13 protein-coding genes and 2 riboswitches are annotated in these 20977 nt (G+C 39.4%); of the genes, 2 read left to right on the top strand and 11 right to left on the bottom strand.

From position 1 onward, the window contains the following. Positions 1 to 65: 65 nt before the first annotated feature. The 6 genes from RCP16_RS03145 to RCP16_RS03120 form a co-directional block, all read right to left on the bottom strand. A complete protein-coding gene (locus tag RCP16_RS03145) occupies positions 66 to 2891 on the bottom strand; it encodes a DUF3863 domain-containing protein (RefSeq protein WP_308641659.1) in 2826 nt (941 codons plus the stop codon). Positions 2892 to 3215: 324 nt separating this feature from the next. Continuing rightward, complete coding sequence (gene sdaAA, locus RCP16_RS03140) at positions 3216 to 4109, bottom strand: L-serine ammonia-lyase, iron-sulfur-dependent, subunit alpha (protein ID WP_308641658.1); 894 nt, start codon at positions 4107 to 4109, stop codon at positions 3216 to 3218. Between the two features lie 26 nt (positions 4110 to 4135). Continuing rightward, positions 4136 to 4801, bottom strand: a complete 666-nt coding sequence (gene sdaAB, locus RCP16_RS03135; RefSeq protein WP_137220816.1) for an L-serine ammonia-lyase, iron-sulfur-dependent subunit beta — start codon at positions 4799 to 4801, stop codon at positions 4136 to 4138. A 76-nt stretch (positions 4802 to 4877) separates the two neighbouring features. Beyond that, positions 4878 to 4956, bottom strand: a riboswitch (glycine riboswitch). A gap of 3 nt (positions 4957 to 4959) precedes the next feature. Continuing rightward, positions 4960 to 5070, bottom strand: a riboswitch (glycine riboswitch). A 218-nt stretch (positions 5071 to 5288) separates the two neighbouring features. After that, positions 5289 to 6080 carry an SDR family oxidoreductase gene (locus RCP16_RS03130; protein ID WP_308641657.1) on the bottom strand — a complete coding sequence of 264 codons (792 nt, stop codon included), beginning with the start codon at positions 6078 to 6080 and terminating at the stop codon, positions 5289 to 5291. A gap of 126 nt (positions 6081 to 6206) precedes the next feature. Continuing rightward, positions 6207 to 9002, bottom strand: a complete 2796-nt coding sequence (locus RCP16_RS03125) for a PAS domain-containing sensor histidine kinase (RefSeq protein ID WP_308641656.1) — start codon at positions 9000 to 9002, stop codon at positions 6207 to 6209. 32 nt (positions 9003 to 9034) lie between these two features. Further along, positions 9035 to 10417, bottom strand: coding sequence for a sugar phosphate nucleotidyltransferase (locus RCP16_RS03120; RefSeq protein WP_308641655.1), 1383 nt, complete (start codon positions 10415 to 10417; stop codon positions 9035 to 9037). 359 nt (positions 10418 to 10776) lie between these two features. On the opposite strand from RCP16_RS03120, the gene RCP16_RS03115 reads away from it, so the two are divergent. Then, positions 10777 to 11472: a response regulator transcription factor gene (locus tag RCP16_RS03115; protein ID WP_069329893.1), complete on the top strand. Its 696-nt coding sequence runs from the start codon at positions 10777 to 10779 to the stop codon at positions 11470 to 11472. Positions 11473 to 11498: 26 nt separating this feature from the next. Here the strand turns inward: RCP16_RS03115 and RCP16_RS03110 are convergent, their stop codons facing one another. The 3 genes from RCP16_RS03110 to RCP16_RS03100 are packed head-to-tail and all read right to left on the bottom strand — an operon-like array spanning position 11499 to position 18159. Continuing rightward, on the bottom strand, positions 11499 to 15935 hold the full coding sequence (locus tag RCP16_RS03110) for a polysaccharide biosynthesis protein (protein ID WP_308641654.1): 4437 nt from the start codon (positions 15933 to 15935) through the stop codon (positions 11499 to 11501). A 41-nt stretch (positions 15936 to 15976) separates the two neighbouring features. Then, positions 15977 to 17713, bottom strand: coding sequence for a sensor histidine kinase (locus RCP16_RS03105; protein ID WP_308641653.1), 1737 nt, complete (start codon positions 17711 to 17713; stop codon positions 15977 to 15979). Continuing rightward, complete coding sequence (locus tag RCP16_RS03100) at positions 17710 to 18159, bottom strand: hypothetical protein (RefSeq protein ID WP_069329896.1); 450 nt, start codon at positions 18157 to 18159, stop codon at positions 17710 to 17712. Before RCP16_RS03100 ends, RCP16_RS03105 begins: the two co-directional genes overlap by 4 nt. A 45-nt stretch (positions 18160 to 18204) precedes the next feature. Between RCP16_RS03100 and RCP16_RS03095 the strand changes: the two genes are divergently transcribed. After that, the gene (locus RCP16_RS03095; protein ID WP_308641652.1) at positions 18205 to 18897 is read left to right on the top strand and encodes a response regulator; all 693 of its coding nucleotides are present in this window, start codon (positions 18205 to 18207) and stop codon (positions 18895 to 18897) included. Here the strand turns inward: RCP16_RS03095 and RCP16_RS03090 are convergent. Then, on the bottom strand, positions 18881 to 19795 hold the full coding sequence (locus RCP16_RS03090; RefSeq protein ID WP_308641651.1) for a glycosyltransferase family 2 protein: 915 nt from the start codon (positions 19793 to 19795) through the stop codon (positions 18881 to 18883). The two genes, RCP16_RS03095 and RCP16_RS03090, sit on opposite strands and share 17 nt — an antisense overlap. After that, on the bottom strand, positions 19758 to 20972 hold the full coding sequence (locus RCP16_RS03085; RefSeq protein ID WP_069329899.1) for a glycosyltransferase family 4 protein: 1215 nt from the start codon (positions 20970 to 20972) through the stop codon (positions 19758 to 19760). The genes RCP16_RS03090 and RCP16_RS03085 overlap by 38 nt, the downstream gene beginning before the upstream one ends. Between the last annotated feature and the right edge of the window lie 5 nt (positions 20973 to 20977).

The raw sequence follows: 20977 nt of genomic DNA, 5'->3' as shown, positions 1-20977 counted from the left end.
CATAGACAAGGATCTATCAAAAAAAGCATCCCTAATGATCTAGGAATGCTTTTTGCTATACTATTTTACTGATAATCTACATCTTCGGTGAAATGAATCTGTTGCAATCGTTCTTGAATCCGCTGAATCTCAGCTGATGTTAACGGTGCGTTAGGCGCAATCTTATAATTACGTCCAGTCACATAACTAACTTCAGTATGACTGTCAAAAGCATATGGGGTCTGCGGAACAGGCGTTTTTGTATAATCAGTAAAATCAATCACCGACCATGCTTGATCTCCATCGTGCTTGCGCAAAATTAGACGCTGATATTGATTCTCTGTCCATAGATAACGAGTATCAGCTGGAGAGTTATTACCATCTAGTGCCGTCGTATAACCGGAACCTCTGAACATCAATGTAAATTGAGCTTGATCATTGGTAGAACCTGACTTCGTTCGATACGTTTGCCCAAGTTCGTTGATCCCTACAATATGCACATTACGTCCTGCTGGAAAATGATCAACAAAGTCTTTCCATCCATTTAGCAAATTATCATGACGTAACACCCAGTTTGTATCAATCACAATAGATAGATAGTTAACGGTGTTCATCATTTGATAAGGATTATCGACATATTGCTGCGCAGTATACAATTGCGGTTCAGCATTAGAGTCTTTGACATACGGATCACCCGGATGAATCGTCCACCGGGAAGACTTTTCTACATAACGTGAACCGATAGGATCGATTGTCACTGGATTCATAAAGACGGCTCCACTATTATCTAGACTTCCCTGTGCAGGCACCAATGGATTATGCTCATTCGACCAGTAAGGCATCAATGGCGAACCTTCTCCAAATAATTGATTTACATTATATTGCGTCGCTGCCCAGCCCATATAGGATGTAATCTCAAAATGATCTTTGAGCCATGTCACTTGCTCGGGATTGACAGCAAAGCTAGATAATGAAGTTGGACGATATGCCGCTGGAATACTTTCAAATACTGATGGTTGTCCGACTGTACCTGATTCATGCAAGGTATTCATAGCATTATAGCGATACATATACAACCACTCATTCATCTCATTGCCCCACTGTGCTAACGTATAGTGATTGTTCGGATAACCAGACAAAATACCGACTTCATCTCCATACAGATCAACATACTGTAAGACTTGATGCAATTGAGGACGATTGCTTTCTTGAAAAACAAAATTATTATCGATTGCCCATGTCAGATGTACATTCGGATCAATCTGAGCAAGCATACTGCGCATCTGTTGCATTTCAGCTAGGGTAGTTGATGAACCTGATCCACCTTCTAACATCACGGATACTGCAAAATATTGTTTTCTACGCTCACCAGCCACTACGTTCAACTCAAATTCTTTATGGAGATATACGCTAGTCGAAGGTGATGTCACACTGATTTGGACAGGAATCGTGCTACCTACCGGTGGGATATTATGCACATTGATAATCCGTCCTTGCTCATCAATAATACCCGTATTATTTTCAAATCGAATATGAAGATCGGCTGGCAAATGTTCAGAAGCAATCGGTTGACCATATACATCTTGGAGCACATACCGGATACGCCATGAATCTGGCTTAATCGATACCGATTGATCTAACGTATATGTGTCCAGATAGACAGAACGAATCACATAATCTGGCTTGTATTCCGGTTCTTCAACAGGTGGAGTCACTGGTGGTGCTTTGATTGTCACCATTATCATGGTCTCGATCTTAAGATCAAGCTTCGCTTGTGGTGAGACAATATGAAGTTGAACAGGAATTAATCCGCCTGTGGCTGGAATATGTTCAGGATGAATAATTTTGCCCTGTGTATCAAATATATTTAATGGATCTTCAAATTGGTATGTCAGATCGGATGAGACTCGTTCAGGTAAAGCAATCTTCTGACCCTGATACCAGAAATAAAACGACAGTCGATATGCACTATATGTTGCAGGATCATTCCACAGTACAGGCGCTTCTATATTCACCCGATCAAATACAAATGAAGGTTCCACTGGAGGCAACACAGGAGGTGCGACGGGTGGCACAGGCACTTCTGGATTAGGACTAGGGTTGTTGCGATCATGGTCTTTGTCTTTAGGATTTGCCCGGCTACCTGTCAGTTCAGGCGTACTATCTACAGAATTTGATCCAGACGTTGGTTCAGAATGATCTTTTTCTATTATTACAGGTGGACGCTCGGGAGTCAGTACAGGTGGAGTTACCTCTGTAGAGCGGCTGGCTAACAACTGCTGTGCACGCTCCTGTAAGTTATCTCCTGATTGCAGTACCCGATAGGCTACCAAAATAGCCGCTTGACGTTGTACAGGTTGCTTGGGTGCAAAATGATGCTGCTCATTGCCTTGCATCAGTCCTAATTGCTCCATTAACCACACACTAGATTTGGCATAATCTGAAATATCGGCTTGATCTTCAAATGTCGATACATTCGTCACCTGTTGCTGATCAGTCAAGCCAAGATAACGAGCATACCAGACAGCGACATCTTGACGACTAATCGGTTGCTTTACACCGAATTCGGTAGCACTGATTCCTTTGGTAATATCATACTGATATAAAGCACTAACATAAGGAACTGCCCAAGGTGATACATCGGTAAAAGGGAGTACCGTTCCAGGTTCTGATGTCCAATTTAAGCTTTTAACAAATACACTTGCCCATTCTTGTCTAGAAATAGAGCGTCTCGGCTGAAAGCTGCCATCCTGATAGCCTGTAATGACTCCTTGTGCTGACAATGACGTAATAGCATCAACAGCATAAGATTGTCTAATATCTGTAAAGGCTTCTTTGCTCATCGCTGATATATCGGTGGCATTCGTACAGAACAGCAATACAATCAACAAACAAGCTATATATTGCTTCATATGTGTTGACCCCGCTTTGGATATCATATAATTAGTTATAACCTGTTCTACTTCAAACAAGCTATAACGTTGTATTCACCTCCAAACACATCTTATGAACCTATAATTTGAAATTAAATTCATACTTTAGACTCATTTAATTAAGTAAATACATCTAATCTAGGGTAAAAGTTGAGCAACTATACTACTAATTTATTTACGTATATATCGAATTATACAACAATTTATCGGAATATTAAGGAAAGGTTTGAAGAAAAATCGAAAAAAGTCGTTTTATTATAAACGACTTTCTTCATTTCACTTCAAATAGTTCATGTGAGGAAGTTAATTTTTATTTTCTTGTCTTCTGCGTCTTAATTCTTCAGTGATTTTGCGTCCGGTTGGTGTCTGTGCTAATCCTCCGCGGGCCGTCTCACGATGCTCACTTGGCATAGAACGTCCGACTTGTAACATCACATCGACCACCTCATCTGATGGAATAGCGCTACGCACTCCAGCAAGTCCCATATCTGCCGCTGCTAACGCATTCACTGCACCTAATCCATTACGAACAATACAAGGAATTTCGACAAGTCCAGCGACTGGATCACAGATTAATCCCAATGTATTTTTGAGAGCCAATCCTACAGCATGCATAGCTTGCTCGGGTGTACCGTTACGCATCTCGACCATCGCTCCTGCTGCCATCCCAATTGCTGAACCGACTTCTGCCTGACATCCACCTTCTGCGCCTGAGATCGAAGAATTGTTGGCAATCACATAACCGATCGCTCCTGCTGCAAATAGTCCTAGAACCATATGATCATCATCCCATCCAAAACGTTCTTGCGAACTGACAAATACGCCAGGAATAATTCCACATGAGCCGGCGGTTGGTGTAGCAATAATACGACCCATCGAAGCATTGACTTCAGATACAGCTAGCGCATACGCCATCGCACGAGTAGCATCACTGCCTGAAGAAGTTTCTCCACTTAACATATACTCATGCACACGGCGTGCATCTCCGCCCGTTAGACCGCTTCGTGAAACGGTATCTTCTGTAATTCCGCGGTGTACTGCTTCTTTCATCACTTGATAATAATCTGCCATCTGCTGGATCACTTCAGGTTCACTAACCCCTGTTTCTTTTACTTGTTCTTCAATCATCAGTTCCGCAATCGTGAGTGAACGTTCTTCACATAACCGAACAATATCTTTTAACGTGCGAAATTGCATATTCTATACTCTCCTTTGTCTTTCATTTACTTCAAGTCTATAACAGCCGCACGAGTTACATAAGGCAATTGTAAAATACGATTCAACACATGCGGATCAGGCGCAGTATCCAATTCGATAACAGTCATCGCTTCACCACTACGAGCTTTGCGATCCACATCCATAAATCCAATATTGAGTTCCGCATCACTAAGTGTACGTGTAATATCAGCCAGTACACCTTTACTATCCGTGTGTTCTACAGCAAGCATCGGATACTGACCAGAGCCTCGTACATCGAATCCATTTAATTCATGAATCTCAATATTTCCGCCACCGATCGAAGCACCTGCTACTTCAGCTGTTTCTGTTCCATGCTGTACAATAATTCGCACAAAGTTAGGATGCGGATAATTGCCTGTGCCTTTATCAAAAGAAATCGTTATCCCTTGACGATCGGCTTCTTCTGCTGCATCTGGTAAGCGATCATCATCGGTATCATAATCAAGCAGACCACCGACAAGTGCTAGATCTGTACCATGTCCCCAGTACGTTTCTGCAAACGAACCATACAAAACAATCTTTACATGCTCAGGGCATGCTCCTAAAAAATGACGAGCCGCTCTTCCTAGGCGAGCTGCTCCTGCTGTATGTGAACTAGACGGTCCTACCATCGCCGGCCCTATAATATTGAATACATTTTTAAAACGCATAAATTCCTCTTCTCCCTTATCACCAAAATATGCGCGCACAAAAAAAGACAGGGAATAGCCCGCGCGTGGCTTATTCCTCTGTCCTCGTTACCTGAGAGTTTGGACCGAATCGTATCGGTTGTACTCCTTGGGTGGCTGGTATGCTCTCTCCAGAGTTGCATCCGATAGCGGTTCGGGTACCTGAGAGATTAATCAATCATCGCCAAATGATTAACTTGCTCCTTCGGTGGTGGATCACATACATCCACAGACTCTCCCTCTATCTTCATGTGCAGTTATTTATTTGAATGGTTCGTTATTAGTTAAATCACGTGAATACGTTCGATACCTTTAGCTTAATTCAGCATACCTGACACTGTCAATTGATTGATTTGAAAAAGGATACTTTTGTGCATAAAGACAACAAAGTCCTTTCCCGATATGCTCGAAAAAGGACTTTGATTGGACTATCATAGTATCATTTATCTATCTATACTTGTAGATACAACTATCCTCGTAATAACGATTCTGCGCCATCTACAAATATCTCTGTACCGGTTACATGTGAAGCTTCACTAGAAGCCAAGAATAGCACTAGATTAGCCACTTCTTCGATTTTACCAGGTTCGCCTTTAAGCGGATGATCGCCTTCTGGGAATTCCATTGGAATTTCGACTTCTTTTAGATCGTCACTTGGATACGTATTGTCGTCGATTTCGGTATCGATCGCTCCCGGACAGACCGCATTAACTCTGATTTTATAGCGTGCAAGTTCTAGCGCCGCCATTTTCATAAATGCTACTTGCGCTGCTTTGGTTGAAGCATATGCAGAGAATCCTACATTAGAGAATACACGATTACCATTGATTGAACTTGTAATAATAATACTACCGCCCTTTTCTTTCAAATGAGGGATAGCGTATTTTACAGTTGCAAATGTGCCTCGTAAATTAATCTCTACCGTTTGATTCCAATCATCTATTTCTAATGTTTCGATAGGGGATTTGCTACCATTGATTCCTGCATTCGCAAATACAATATCCAATTGACCTGCTTCAGCCACTACTTGTTTCATAGCACTTTCAATCATTTCTGGTTTGGAAATATCGCACTCAATCACATATGCTTTTCCGCCAGCTTTTTCAATTTCGGCTTTGGTTTCTTCTGCATTTTCAGGCGTACGATCTAACATATATACAACAGCACCTTCTGCCGCAAATCGTATCGCTGATGCTTTACCTATTCCTGATCCGCCACCTGTTACTGCTGCTACTTTACCTACTAATTTTGTTTCTGCCATGTGGATAAGCCTCCATATTTCAGAATGTGTTTGTACTAGATAACTGTTTTTTGATACTCACAACGTTATCTGTTTTCCTATTGTAAGTACCCTAGCAGACAGAACAATGAAACAGATGATAACGTATTATTCGATAGAATGTGCAGAATCATTCTTTTTGGGCTTCGGTAAAAGAACAGAAAAGACAGAACCTTCATTCGGTCTCGATACAAAACTTAATTCACCCTTATGATCGTTAACAATTCGTTGCGTAATATATAATCCAAGCCCCGTTCCTTTGATTTGATGTTCAGACGCAGAACTTGCTCGGAAAAATTTTTGGAAAATACGAGCTTGATCTTCAACAGGAATACCTATTCCTGAATCTTCTATAGATACACGAATCTGATGAGGTAATTCTTCAATCACAATATGAACAAACGATTCAGCAGATGAATATTTAAGCGCATTGCTGATTAGATTCTGAAAAACTTGAATTAAACGATGATGATCACCGGTAATAAAGACTTCATCAACCCCTTCATGATGAAGAATAATACGATCTCTCGAATCTGGATTCCATTGATGACAGATTCCTTGTAACAGTTCATATAAAGGAATATACGTCATATGATATTCGGCATGATCTGCTTCGATGCGCTGAATATCGAGGAAATCATCTAACAAATGAGACAATCGTTGCCCTTCTTGATGAATCGTTTCTATAAAAGTATGTCTTTTCTCAATCGACATATCCTGATAGATCATTAACATTTCGATATATCCCATCATCGCTGACAAAGGAGTACGCAATTCATGAGAAACGACACTAATTAACTCATTTTGCATTTGTTTGACCTGTTCTTCTTCTGTACGATCCCGAAAAACAAGAATAACACCATGTTCAATCTGTTGTACGGTATCGGTCACTGGAGTGACATAAAGCGATAAAATCTTTTCATTTTTCAGCAATACAAGCTCGCCTTGATTCCAATGAGGTTCACCATTTAAGAATTGTTCTAACTTTTCAATCCATGATGATGTGCCTTCAATCAGTTGATCTTCAATATGATGTAACAATTGCTGTACCGAGTAGCCGGTATAATCTTTGATTTTGAATAGCGATAACATCGTAGGATTGATAAAAGAAATGATTCCTTTTGAATCACACATCACAATACCTTCTTGTACCGATTCAAGTAGATTCCCTGTAATACTTTTCTGCTTTTCAGCTACACCCTGCTCTTCTCGCAAGCGATCATTAAGTGCTTCTAATTGACGTTCATGCTCATTGCGCTGTGCACGTTCTTTTTCCTGCTGGGTTAAATCATGTACAAAGAAAGTCTGAAAAGAAGATTCTTCTGCCAAAATTTCACTACGTGTCAGTTCCACCTGAAAAGGCGTATCATCCGAACGTATCGCTGTAATAGAATGATTGGAGTCTTCCTGCTGACTTGTGTCGATAACCAATAGATCTGATAAAGGCCTGCCAATGACCTGTTCACGACTGTACTTGAACATCTGCTCTGCCGCAGGGTTAAATTCTGTAATCTTCATCTGATGATCGGTTGAAATAATACCGTTAATCGCATATTTGAGAATAGCCCTTTTCTGTGATTCACTTTCAGCCAGATCAAAAGTACGTTCGACTACACGAATTTCTAGATTTTCTTTATCCCGTTGAATTTGCAAAAACTGATTCTCCAACACAAGCGATACCAATTTGAAGTTCTCGATCAATGCATGAAATTCGGAAATATTGCTGTTAGGCCAATCAATAGGCGTATCTTTAACCAATTTACGTGGAATATTGTTAGACGCTTTGGCTAATTCCAGTAAAGGTTTGGTAATTTTGCGACTAATCGGTCGTGCTAACAAAATCGCAATACCAATAACGATCAGAATCGTAATAATACTCTGAATATAAAATATATAAATACGTTCTAAATAAAACGCCGCTGTCAATTTTAAAAGTAATCGATAATTATGATTTAGTGGAATATCCATAACAAAGTACGACTCCTGCCATCTCTCGATCAGGGTTAACCGATTTAACGGAAAATGATGAAAAATTCTTGCTCCGTCTGCTGTTTCTTTAATCATCAACGATTCATAACTTCCATCTTGAACGAGTTGTTTTGTTGTCTTATTATCTAGTGTGCTGTACATGGACGAACCTAACGGACTAACCAGAACAGAATCAATATAGAAATTTTTTTTATATTGATTCATTAACGGTTTGACTGTACGCATATCCGAAAAACTACCTTCAATATCTTGCTTATAAATATAAGAAGAACGTTCCAAATACGAAGAATACAATCCTCGAATATCTTGAAATTGCTGATGACTGCTAACGGTTAATAATAGCAATGACGTAAAGATAACAAAGGCAATTAAATACTTAAAAATAATTCGCCCCAACGAAATCGTATACGTAGGCTTAATATCTATTTTGATACGACTTATAATACTTTCTAACAAAATCGAAGCGATCAATAAATTGATAATACTGTTAAAACTTTGTTCCAGAATAACCAGTGTCATCATCTTGATTCCCATTTCATCAAGACGGTACTGGTACATTAAGAATACTAAAGGGAGTCCGATACATCCCCAGAATAAAAGATCGCCTTTAAACAAAATACCTTTATTAAACCACTTAAAATAAAAGTACAAAAACAAAATTTCCAAGCCAAACAAGCCGGTCATGAAAAGATAAGACCCGCCAAATCCAAAAGGTATATTTATAGCGAGTAAAGCAGGCACAGCAAATCGTAATCCGTAGAGACGAAAAATAATCAAAAGTGCTGCGCTGCCAAGTGCAAATCGTAAATTTAAAGATAAATCCCATTTAAAATAATTACCTGCTATGCCCAAGATCGTTAAGATGATTGTTCCAATCCAAGGCGATCGGAACCAAAGAAGTATTCTGTATTTCATGACTAACGGTCCTTTCTACCACGGACAGCAGGTTAACCCGAAAGACCTTCTGATAACAAAATATCTGGATTCACTCCAGGATATTCGTATCTAAAAATGTCAGTCTCCGATACAGCTTTCCCTATCTGTGACTCAATAAATTCCAGTTCGCCTTCTGAAGCGCTAATATAATGTCTTATCTCAGGCTCTACGACAATGACATCACCTGGAGATACTATAGTTAGGACTCCATCAAGGCAAATCTTGCCTATACCTGATACAATAGTCCATACTTCTTTACGTAACTTATGTTCATGATAACTAATCGATCTACCTGACGTGATGACTACACGTTTAGTCACTGTTTCAAGTCCACCTTCATCTTTACGATGAGAAAGAATTGTTTGTTTTCCCCAGAATCGTTCTTCAAAACGTGGGGCAATTTCTACTTGCCCGACCATATCTTTAATGCCTGTTGCATCTTCCCGATCGGTAACTAATATGCCATCAGGTCCGGCAACCACGATAATACCTGGCACATTCCATACACTCACGGGTATATCTAATTCGTTGATAATTCGCGTCTTATCAGATAACGGAGAAATGTATCCTGAACCCGTGACATCAAAATCCATTTCACGAATTAAAGAGTCCCATGTTCCCAGATCGCGCCATTCTCCATTAAACGGTAATACTGATATATGACTTGTTTTTTCTACAACAGCTACGTCAAAGCTTGTTTTTGGTAACGACAAATAATTGCTTAGTAAATCATTATAATTGGAATTCCATCCTTGATGATCCATATGATCTAGCAGAAATCCTAAGCGAAATGCGAATACACCGCAATTCCACAATGCCCCTTTATGTATTAAGGATTGGGCAGTGATAACATCTGGTTTTTCTATAAATGAACAAACACCAAAATATTCCTTATCCACCATATCAGACAACAATGGTACAATATATCCGTATTTGTCTGAAGGCTCGGTAGGAGAAGCACCCATAAGAACTAAGTCATCACCAGAATTCTCTAAGATAGATGGAAGCTTACGCAAATGCTCAAAAAATTCATCACCGGCATAACCGTCTACTGGCATAACTCCTATCATTTCATCACGTTTGGCACCGGCATGATGATATAAATATGAAGCTGCTAAAGCGATTGCTGGAAAAGTATCCCTTTGCGCAGGTTCTTCGATAATGGTAGCATTTATACCAATTTGTCCTCGAATCAAGTCAGCTTGATGCCCGCTAGCCGAAAAATAAGCTTGCTCGGATAGCCCTGCATCTTGTAATTGTCGCCATATGCGCTGAAGCATACTTTCAGGCTGACCTTGATGGCGAAGAACGGGAAGAAATTGTTTGGGACGATTAACGTTCGATAAAGGCCACAGACGTTTACCTGACCCACCGGACAACAATATCATGCGCATATATGAAACCTTCTTCCAAAAAAATTGTAGTAAATCTTAAAAAACTGTTCATTTTAACTGATTATGCCGAAAATAAATGTAAAGATTCGAATGATACTATAGTCCTATTCCATTTTCTCATGTATATTTTAAGAAAGTTCTCTTTTCTGTATAAAATTTCATGCTAATTGATTCGCATTTTTTTAACATTTGGATTACTTTCATTATATTCAAAAATGAAATAGTACTATTTTATTGAAATTCTGTTCTTGATTATTCTATACATGGTATTTAAATATTGTCCTATTAAACATGTTATAGAATAGGAAAAGGGAGATATTCAACAAGCCTATTATTTTTCATACAGGAGAGTGACAGCGATGTCTATTAAAGTTCTTCTTATTGAAGATGAGAAAAGTCTGGCAGATATGATTGCATTTTTTCTTCAAGAAGAAGGTTACCTTACCGAAATGATTCATGATTCCAAAGACGCTATTCAAAAGTTGTTTCATTTCAAACCCGATATTATCGTAACCGATCTTATGCTTCCTGATATGGATGGAAGTGAATTAGTCAGTCAAATCCGCAAACAATCTACCGTACCTGTATTGATGATATCTGCCAATACGATGCTGAATGAACGGATCAAAGCACTGGATAATGGTGCAGATGACTTTTTGTGTAAACCATTCAGTCTCAAAGAGCTGGATGCTCGGATCAAAGCCTTATTACGTCGAAGTGGCCCGACCATTATTAATGAACCTAAAGTCAATGTTTCGAAAGACAAAAAAGGTCGTATTTCTGTGAATGATTATCGTCACAGTCTGTTTGTAGAAGAACAAGAAGTTGAAGTGACACATATTGAATTTGCGATTATGAAAGAACTTTATAATTATCCAGGTAAAGTATTTACCCGCAATGAATTGATGGATCGTATTAAAGGAGGAGATCGCGCTTATCTGGATCGTACCATTGATGTACATATTTCCAGCTTACGCAAAAAGATAGAACGCGATCCCAAAAACCCTCAGCATATCCGCACCGTCTGGGGTACAGGATACAAATACGTGATGTAACGAAAAGCACATCATTTTACATTTTATTACCGTCGTTGCCTTCGCTTTTTCCAGCGCTGGTAAGGAAGAATACAAGCAATACCTGCTACAATACCTATTGCAAATAGTATCCAGCCTATCCGGTAAGCAGAAGCAAGAATAATAACAACTGTTCCACTTCCGTTTCCTTCGGTGATAAATCCGGTTGTGACTCCGTTAACAGCCAGTCTGGCTCGCTGAGTCTCTCCGTTTAATCGGAATTCCCAGAGTGGATTAGGCGATTCAGTCTCACGAATCAATACTTGATCATGCGCTGGATTGCTCAAGATGAAGCTTCGTTCCATCGAGTTCTCACGAGTCGCTTGGACTGTTGCTTTGAGAGTAGGAACTGTAAAGAACTGATTGATATCCTCACCTTCAAATAACATGAATTGATCGACCATAATCATCGCTTTATACGGAATAATGGAGTAGTTTTTCATTTGAAAAGAACCTTTTACTTTTTGATCCGCATGCGCCAGCACTTGGAACTGCATCATTGCAGTTTCGGCTGGCGCTTTTATGATTTGATCATAATGATTCCACTTGTTTTTATCCTCTTCTTCTACTTCATTGATATAGGTAGTCTGTAGAATTTGAGAATTAGCATTGAGGAAGACTAATTTCATATGACGCTGTTTGATCTGTTGAGACACAGCATCCAAAGTGACTGAATATTCTTCCAATGGTTCAGCTTTCATTTTCTGAGAAGCATAAATATTCCAATCGCAAGAGTAACTAGGGGCATACTGAATGGTGATCCCGTCTTTAGATATCACTTTGCGTGTCTGTCCGGGCTGAATATCTGTCATACATTCTGCTGACGTATTCTGAAGTAAACTTTCATTATTCTCTTCACTTGGCAGTACTTTGACTTCATCCGCTTTCATCAAGTGAAGATCTTGCTCATTGGTCAGCGATGGTACTTGACTATCCAACACTAATTTCAATTGATACGTACCTTTGGTTAGCAGTAAATGATTCCATTCAATACGTCCATAATTACGAAGTAAATGAGGAATACTTAACTTTTGTTTGGCAAATCCATCTTGATCCGGTAACGTTTCGATCACTGTATTTTTGATCGTGTCTGGATCGGTTGATCGGGTATAGACTTGATCGCTTGCTATTTTGCGAGAAATGACTTCTCCTGTTTGTTGATTGATCCATTTCATCGTCAAGCTTCCTTGATAGCCTGAAGGAATATTTGCCAGAATCGATGTCGAATACTCTGCTGTTTTGAGAATATCTACTTTTTTCTGCAATGTTCCTTGTTGATAACTGATTCCTTTTCCCATACTTAATAAAGGAAAAGCACGCTCAGTCTGCGTATTGCCCTGTCCTGCAAAATCATTCTCTGCTTCTAGAGTGAAAAATAACTTACCTCGCTTCACTGCTTGCTCTACAGGGAATGATAATTGATCCTCTCGATCGGTTGGAACAACAGCCAGTAGATTGATTGCATTGAAGCCTTTAATATTGTTTACTGTAATGGCTGAATCGCCCGCAGGGAAATGATGCTCTCCCAAGTCAATCCATTCAAATTGATTGCTACCTTCATGTTGTGTATTGATATTGACTTGCTTATCAGGCATCCCAAATACCAATTCTCCACCTTGCTTATTCATAAATATTCGAGCATATACATGAGCTGTCTGCTCTTGATCTAACTTTTTGTGCATTGTAAATGTATTAGGCTTACGATATTGCCCTAGATCAAGTAACTGAATATCATGAATCCACCAGTAATTTTTTTGCTCCGGACGCTGTTGAGTTAACAGATCAATTCGCATCCATTTGCTACCCGGTGGTGATACATATTCCCCGTAGAAATTAACACCGTTAAAGTTATTTTCTTCCGAAGGAGCAACGACATAACTCACTCCAAGTTCATCCATATGTTCATCGTAAAATCTCATTTTGACATGCATTTTATTCGTGCCTCGACCTGAAGCGGTGATATTGAATTGATAAGGATTGTTTTCTTTGGCTTCGATCATGCCAGATTTGGCAACTTGCCAGATATTATTGGCATCGCCTTTGATAATTTCTCCGTGTAGTGTAGGCACATCATTTAACTCATCTAATGGATTCGCCTGTACACTGAACATTTGCGGATTATCAGGTGTAAAAAACTTTTCAGTACGTAATAATGAATCAAAATCGACGACTGTTCGTCCTTCAAGCTTACTCATCTCATAGGGTTGTACATCTAATTTTTCACTGGCAAAAGTGACAGCAATTCCTGCATCCATTTCCATATCAAATGAAAAGTTTTTAATATTTTGTGAGGACAGATACCAGAGCCAATCATTCGTTGAAGCAAATGTTTTGGACCATTTTAGAAAAGCATTACCATCTTCAATCGCATCAAATGGGAGTAAATAATCTTCTTCTGGTAATTGTGATAAAAATAAATCGTTATATGATGAAGCTTCTACATAATCACCTTTGTTTACCGTCTGAATCGTATCAAGCTTGGGATTAAGTGTACTGAACAGCACTCCAAATTGATTGAAATTAAAGCCGGGCTGATGACTATAACTTTCCAGTCGACTATATCCATAAGGCGTAATCACTTTAGCAGGCAAAATATTCATATATTCAGGAGCTTGATCCAATTGGAATATCGAAAAGATCGAATTCTGGTAGGTGCGCTTCAATCCTGCTTGATCTTCCAGCATGGATAACTGGAATTGTTGCCGCTTCTCCTGTCCTTCATATTCGTTATGATAGACAAGTTGATTGATACCAAACGTTGAAAACAATGAACCCATTTTCGAACTTAATCCATTGTCCAACATATACTGCAAAAAGTTCATATAATACGTAATACTCGGGTCATTACCTTCATGGTGAAAGATTGTATTTTTGGGCGAAGAATAGACTTGGAAATCACCTGTTGCTTTTTGCATCGATGTCTCGCCTTTATTCCAATAAGGTGTGGCTACCCCGTTAAAACCTTGAATCATATTATCTGCAATGGGGAAATATAACGCTTTGCTATCATAGCGATCAGGATCGGTTAATTTGTTCGCCATTTCGGCATACTCTGCGGGTACTGTCACAGGCTTATAATACCCTTCTACAAATTGAGTCCGTAAAGGTGTAACATAAATCGCCAGACATACCACTACAGCAACAAAAGCAGTATGTTTGAATATACGTTGTAATCGTGACGAGCCGAACCATTCAATCAGCTGAATGATCCCAAACGTCAACAACACACCAAAATTCAAAGCAATCAAACCGATAAACTTATTCGGATCACGGAATATAGAACCGATTACAGGTGTCTTGGTGACTAAAATGACAAAAAATCCAGCAATCGAAGGAAATGTCGTTCCAGTAGCAGCAATTAAAAAGAATAAAGTTAGCAAAGTAAAAATCAAAATAATCGGATTTTTGTGTGAACGTGTAACCATTGCATAGCCGATCAGTAATAACAGAAATCCACCGCCGATATAGAAAATAAGCGGTAAACTGGATAAAGGAAACATAGGCCACCAGTAACTAAGTAAATAAGCTACATTTTTGAGTGTACTGTTACGACTGAATAATGATAAGGTATCAACCACATTGATATTATGTTGTGACGCTTGCGCATCCATAAGAATACTTCCCATATACAAGGACAACCAGTAAAAGCTTAACAATCCAAAAAAGCAACCAAAAATAAGCCATTTACGAGCAAAGTTAAGATACAACAATTTCAAAAATCCCCAACCATTTTGTTTATACGTCCATGTTAATTTGATTAATAACAGACCGGTAAAAAATGCTAGATAAATCATTCCAAAAAAGAAATAATGAATCGCAGCAGCACTTACTGTAAACACAGCCGCTAACATAAAAAGATCGATCCAATTACGCTGATATAACTTATGTAGGTTGTAATGATAAATCTGTTGTTTCTGAAACTTCGGATCAAAACTACTAAAGAAAAAGCGCAATACTAAAGGAAACAGGCTATATCCACACAATAAGTAGATATGTTGAATACGAAACACTACCCACGGATTCAGCGCGTAAAATAAAGCTCCGATCACAATCGCAAAAATACGTGTTTTAGTAAAACTAGGTGAATAGTACACACTGACCAGACGCTTTGCAAAAGCATACATGGAGAACGCAGATATAAATAACAAGCCCGTAATAAACGACTTGAGCAAAACCGGGCCACTTTCGCCAAAAGCAAGTGATAATAAATAAAACGGTAAAATATAAAGGATACGTGGTGCATTAAATAACGTAGATGTTGACCAGCGTTCATTCCATACTCCTGCAATCTCTTCCAAATAACGATGAGAAGTCGCTCCAAAAGCGATATCGCTAAATACAATCTGTCCTGAACTGTAAATTGGAAGCAAAAATAAAAGGATGGCTGCCAGCATAATCAGTACAGCGACCAGATCATAACGATACATCTCGATCCATTTTTTCATGTGACAGCCTCCTTTCTTTGCTTATTTATATTTATCATCCATCAACGTCTTAATTGGATAATCGCTTGCAGTCCACGATCTGTATTACGTAATTTAAGTCGCCCACCGATCGTTTTCAGAAAAGCATCCATATGATACAGACTGAGTGTATCGGCATTATTATTTTGAGAATAATCAGACTGGAAGTAGTTCCAGCGCATCTTATCATCAATCCCTCCGCCAGTGTCTTCAATCGTAATTAGAATCTCTTCTTCATCCATCAGAGAACTGACTTTGAGTGTTTTGTTCACTCGCTTCGATCTTGGAGCAAAAGCACCGTGTTCACTCATATCAGGAGGTGCTTCATAATGCTGAGCCATGGCTACAACTGCATTTTCAACCAATCCTTGAATCGTACGATATAACATCGCCGACTGCGCCGCTATTGGAGATACAGGTTCTTGCTTGACGACCACTTCGATCCCTTTCATATCAAGAGCACGATTTGCCCATTTTAACGATTCTGTGATCACTTCATTCATATCTGTAAAATTAATACCTGCTGCACCATGCATCTTCTGCTCTAACTCTTCACGAAGTTCCTGCACAGATACAGCAAGCTCTGCAATATAAGATTCTTGCTTCAATCGTCCTTGAGTAAAGTTCTGATTGAGCTCTCGAAAAAATTCAAGTTCTGCACGTGAAGCAGAATCGCCTCGGCTGGCTGATGCTTCTAGATTGTCTGCTAAGTTGTTATAGAAACCCAGTAATTTCAGATCATCGCCACCGGTTAAACGGGTGGTTCGATTCTGTAATTCTTGCAATTGTTCTTCCATGGATTGCAACATCGGCAAGTAATACGTATCCTGCTGTTGACGCAAATCTTCTTCACGACGCTGATCTCGAACTTGAGTGTTCACTGTATTGTCTTTAATCACACGTCTGCGGTAAAACACCATCACTATCGCTGCGATCAAAAAAACAGGGATATAGATCAACACCATTTGATTGCGAAATGCTTTTACATTTTGAGCCGTATCATTATTGATCTCATGTACAGCGACATAAAGAGCATGGTCATCATTAATGCGACTGAACCCGATACCATATTTAATATGGTTATCTTCGATGATCCCTGTGTTACCGTCTAGTAATTTTTTGGTAACTGCTGTAATATCGACTCTACCGATATCTGTTGCATTATGAGAGCCGACTACTTTGAATTCTTCGTTATAAATTAAAGTCTCGTAATGTGTAGAATCAGCAATGATCCGTTGACTCAACATTGATGTATCAATAGCACGCACAGCAAATCCATTTTGATCGGTTCCTTTGATACGGCAAATCATATATTGGACAGGTTGATTATTTTCGGTTGTAAATCCTGTGATTCCACAGCCATTTTGTAACGTTTGTACTTGTTGAACAGCACTTTGCATAATGGTATTGTTACGACCGCCTATAATCTCATATTGATTGGTAAGCACATAAAATTCGCCGGGGTTACGTGTAATTCCACTGGTATACGCTCGCTTGCTATTATCCAATATATTTTTACCAATAGTAGCGGCAAGTTCATTCAATTCCACTTGCCATGTCTGATATTGATTGTTCATATTGGTTGAAGTCGCTTGCACAATATCTTGCAAATGACTTTCGTTAATCTCTGTGATCTGAAGCTGATACTCATGAACAGCGAACCACTGGATTGCAAATAACAACAGCGCTACAATACCCATAACGACGGTATATAGAATCAGTCGTTGCCATGCTGGTCTGACAAATGCCCAACCTTTCATTGCCGTACCTCTCCTTTATTCTGCTCCAAGCGGTGAATGATCGCTTGCATGAGACATTCCAATTCAAATTTGGCTAATGGTAATCGTGCACATAATAAGCGCGGTGTTCGGCGCTGAAGCGCGGCAAAGCGAGCCGCATCTTCCGGTTCTCCATTACTGAGGAGTAGCAGTTCGCAATGCTTCGCGATATACAGAAGATCCAATTCTTCTTCGGTATACTCGCGAAGATTCACGATATATACATCGTATTGTTCATCCATATGTTTAAGTCCTTGAGAGACTGTTAATGTCAGATTAGCATGTTGATTCCCTTGATATTGATGAAATAAATGCATCCCTTTTTCCCAGAGTGCATGCTCGGCTGAACTGAATCGTTCACAGAATAAGCGTAGTTCACACGCCACACTAGTATCTTTCAAAAATGCCAAAACATTGATATTATACATGTAGTTCCTCATTTCTGAACCTATGATTGGAGTTATCCAGAGCTTATGAAAACCCAAAGTATTCTGTTTGTTGACGATAATAAGATGGTCTTAACGATTCTAGAGCGTTGGTTAGAAGAGGAAAAATTTCACATTCATATGGCGAATACGCCTAAAGAAGCACTACGCATTATTGAGCAACATCCTATTGATGTTGTTGTATCTGATCTGTTAATGCCTGGTATGGATGGACTTGCTTTTTTAACAATGATGAAAGCAGATTATCCTCATGTTGTCCGTATTATTTTATCCGGTCATTTACATACTCAATCAATGCTATCTGCTATCAATCAGGTAGGTATTTTCAAATTTCTAACCAAGCCATTAGAACTGACAGAAACACTTAAAAACATTCTGTACGAAGCGTTACAGCAATCTGAACGAAATCTATTCGCTTATCATGCTGAACAACAGTTCGCTAATCATTTATCGGCATTTATTACAGATATGATGAAAATAACAGATCAACCGTATGTACTGATCAATCATAATCATCTGGTTATGGCTAATCATCACTCGATGAATCAAATGTATCCGGTAGGACAGTCGCTTCTGCATCCTGTCCATGATGGGATTCATCTTGCTGCACATGATGTATATATTGCACGGCAAGAACTTGAGCATTATACGAGTGATCTCTGCACGATTAACCAATTAGTATTTAAAGATACGATATTGCGTGTTATTTATTTTCATTAAGAGGTGTAGATTGGGTAGAATGGGAACTGCTTTTTAGTAGTGCAGTTACCCCGAGCACACTGAGACAAATATACATCCAACACATTCCGGCAGTTAACAACGGATGACGCAAATATTGAAGTCTATTCGCACGTGAATACAAGACAGGACGGAAAAAGTACCATCGTTCTAACGCTTTACGAAATCCGCCTTCTTCTGAAGAAATAGTCTGATCCATAACCGAAAAATAATATGCTTTTTTACGTAATATATCGCTAAGATATACTTGTTTTTCATCATGATAAATACGTGTACATACAGCACGGCGAATATCTCCGCCTTCTTCTACATAACGCAGTGTCGGCTGAATTTCTTCGAAAGCAATCTGATCGGCATTAAAGCCACCGGTTGACTCATATGCATTCATGCGCCAGAATCGTGCGGCTTCAATCGAACGCTTACCTAATGTTTCTCCTGCATTATTAATGACATTACGTTCAAATACTTTGACTTTGGAAAAGAAGTTAGTCGCTGTCGAATAGGCTTCTTCAGGGACAACAAGTGCTCCCACCTGAGGATGACTATCCAAAAACGATACACACTGACTGACCAGATCTTTTGCCAGAATCATATCGGAATCGATCACCAGTATACAATCAGCATGTAATCGCTGTGCTTCTGCAATCGCTGTTACCCGTGCTATACCACGTTCACCATGCGGTAATTCTAATACAGTAATAGGTACAATACTCTCTTCAGCTAACTCACGTATCACCTGCACCGTGTTATCGCTAGAGCCATCATCAGCAATAACAATATGAAGCGACTGATGATTCTCCTGACTCATACAACTTTGCAGACAAGCGACCACCGTCTGTTCATTATTGTACGTGGAGAAGAGAATGACGACTTTGCTCATGCTCTTGTGCCTCCTTTACCAAATGATCTACAAACGTATCGAATGCAGCTCCTGTATGATTGAAATGGAACTTTAATGCATACTCATATGCACGCTTACGCATCCCTGCATAATCTTCTCCGCCCATAGCTGCACGTTCCATTTGCTCGGACAACCCTTTTACATCTCCATGAAAACAGAGATACCCTGCTTTGCCAAAATCGGTTGCATCGACAAGTCCTGGTGAATTACTCACAATACTTGGTGTACCGACAGCCGCCGCTTCAGTAACCGTAAGTCCCCAACCTTCACGCAATGATGGGAAGACTAGTGCTTGGGCACGACTCATCAATTCAAGCTTACGTTCTTCCGACACAAATCCGTGAAAAATCACATCCACTTCAGGATCATCCAATTCACCATAGGTTAATCCATATTGATTCATGATTGGCAATAACGCACATTGCACATACTCTTGATTGGTACGACCAGCGATCCATAATTTGGCTTGCGGAAATTTCTTTTTCAATTCGCCGAACGCTTGGAATACCAGATCAATCCCTTTATATTTTACAAATCGTCCCACATACATAAAAGTAGGTTGAGCTTCTTTAGGCAAAAATTGCTCGGGTTGCCAGTGTTCGAACTCAATGCCTTCTGGTAATAAATGAACACGCTTCGCATCGAATCCTAATTGCAGTAGATCATACCGGGTCGAAGGCGATACTGTGATTGTCTGATCCTTTTGAGCTAACTTCAGCATCCAGGGTTCTAAAGCATGACCAATATGATTCAGTGGAAAGCTAGCATTTTCATACCAGATTTCACGTGTTAACTGGTGAATAAAGAATATACGCTTTGCAGGTTCTACCCAGAATGAAGTGAAAAATTGATGTGTATTGGATTGATTCACTACATAATCAATTTCATTGCGATGCTGGCGATAATAACGAATCGCATGACCGATAACGCTATAGATATTGCCCTGACGAATATAAGTCACTCCATCGATCTCTTCTTCAGCAGGTAAACCTTCAAATTGAGGAGCAAAATGGATAAAACGATATCGACTCTGTTGCGAACGTTTTAACATTTCATGAGTGAAAATTTCTGCTCCTCCGCTTTTTGGAGAGCGAATATCACGCCATGATAACAGTAAAATAGTAATTTGATCTTTTTTTACATAAGTAGAATCCATAATCT

The sequence above is a fragment of the Paenibacillus nuruki genome (assembly GCF_963311185.1).
In the GTDB taxonomy this organism is placed as follows: Bacteria; Bacillota; Bacilli; order Paenibacillales; family Paenibacillaceae; genus Saccharibacillus; species Saccharibacillus nuruki.
Note: the sequence above shows the minus strand (reverse complement) of the source record. Positions and strands in the feature narration are given on the sequence as shown.

What these genes read in the sequence shown, in the direction of transcription:
- RCP16_RS03145 (WP_308641659.1), bottom strand. Translation starts at nt 2,891, where the DNA reads ATGAAGCAATATATAGCTTGTTTGTTGATTGTATTGCTGTTCTGTACG.
- sdaAA (WP_308641658.1), bottom strand. Translation starts at nt 4,109, where the DNA reads ATGCAATTTCGCACGTTAAAAGATATTGTTCGGTTATGTGAAGAACGT.
- sdaAB (WP_137220816.1), bottom strand. Translation starts at nt 4,801, where the DNA reads ATGCGTTTTAAAAATGTATTCAATATTATAGGGCCGGCGATGGTAGGA.
- RCP16_RS03130 (WP_308641657.1), bottom strand. Translation starts at nt 6,080, where the DNA reads ATGGCAGAAACAAAATTAGTAGGTAAAGTAGCAGCAGTAACAGGTGGC.
- RCP16_RS03125 (WP_308641656.1), bottom strand. Translation starts at nt 9,002, where the DNA reads ATGAAATACAGAATACTTCTTTGGTTCCGATCGCCTTGGATTGGAACA.
- RCP16_RS03120 (WP_308641655.1), bottom strand. Translation starts at nt 10,417, where the DNA reads ATGCGCATGATATTGTTGTCCGGTGGGTCAGGTAAACGTCTGTGGCCT.
- RCP16_RS03115 (WP_069329893.1), top strand. Translation starts at nt 10,777, where the DNA reads ATGTCTATTAAAGTTCTTCTTATTGAAGATGAGAAAAGTCTGGCAGAT.
- RCP16_RS03110 (WP_308641654.1), bottom strand. Translation starts at nt 15,935, where the DNA reads ATGAAAAAATGGATCGAGATGTATCGTTATGATCTGGTCGCTGTACTG.
- RCP16_RS03105 (WP_308641653.1), bottom strand. Translation starts at nt 17,713, where the DNA reads ATGAAAGGTTGGGCATTTGTCAGACCAGCATGGCAACGACTGATTCTA.
- RCP16_RS03100 (WP_069329896.1), bottom strand. Translation starts at nt 18,159, where the DNA reads ATGTATAATATCAATGTTTTGGCATTTTTGAAAGATACTAGTGTGGCG.
- RCP16_RS03095 (WP_308641652.1), top strand. Translation starts at nt 18,205, where the DNA reads ATGAAAACCCAAAGTATTCTGTTTGTTGACGATAATAAGATGGTCTTA.
- RCP16_RS03090 (WP_308641651.1), bottom strand. Translation starts at nt 19,795, where the DNA reads ATGAGCAAAGTCGTCATTCTCTTCTCCACGTACAATAATGAACAGACG.
- RCP16_RS03085 (WP_069329899.1), bottom strand. Translation starts at nt 20,972, where the DNA reads ATGGATTCTACTTATGTAAAAAAAGATCAAATTACTATTTTACTGTTA.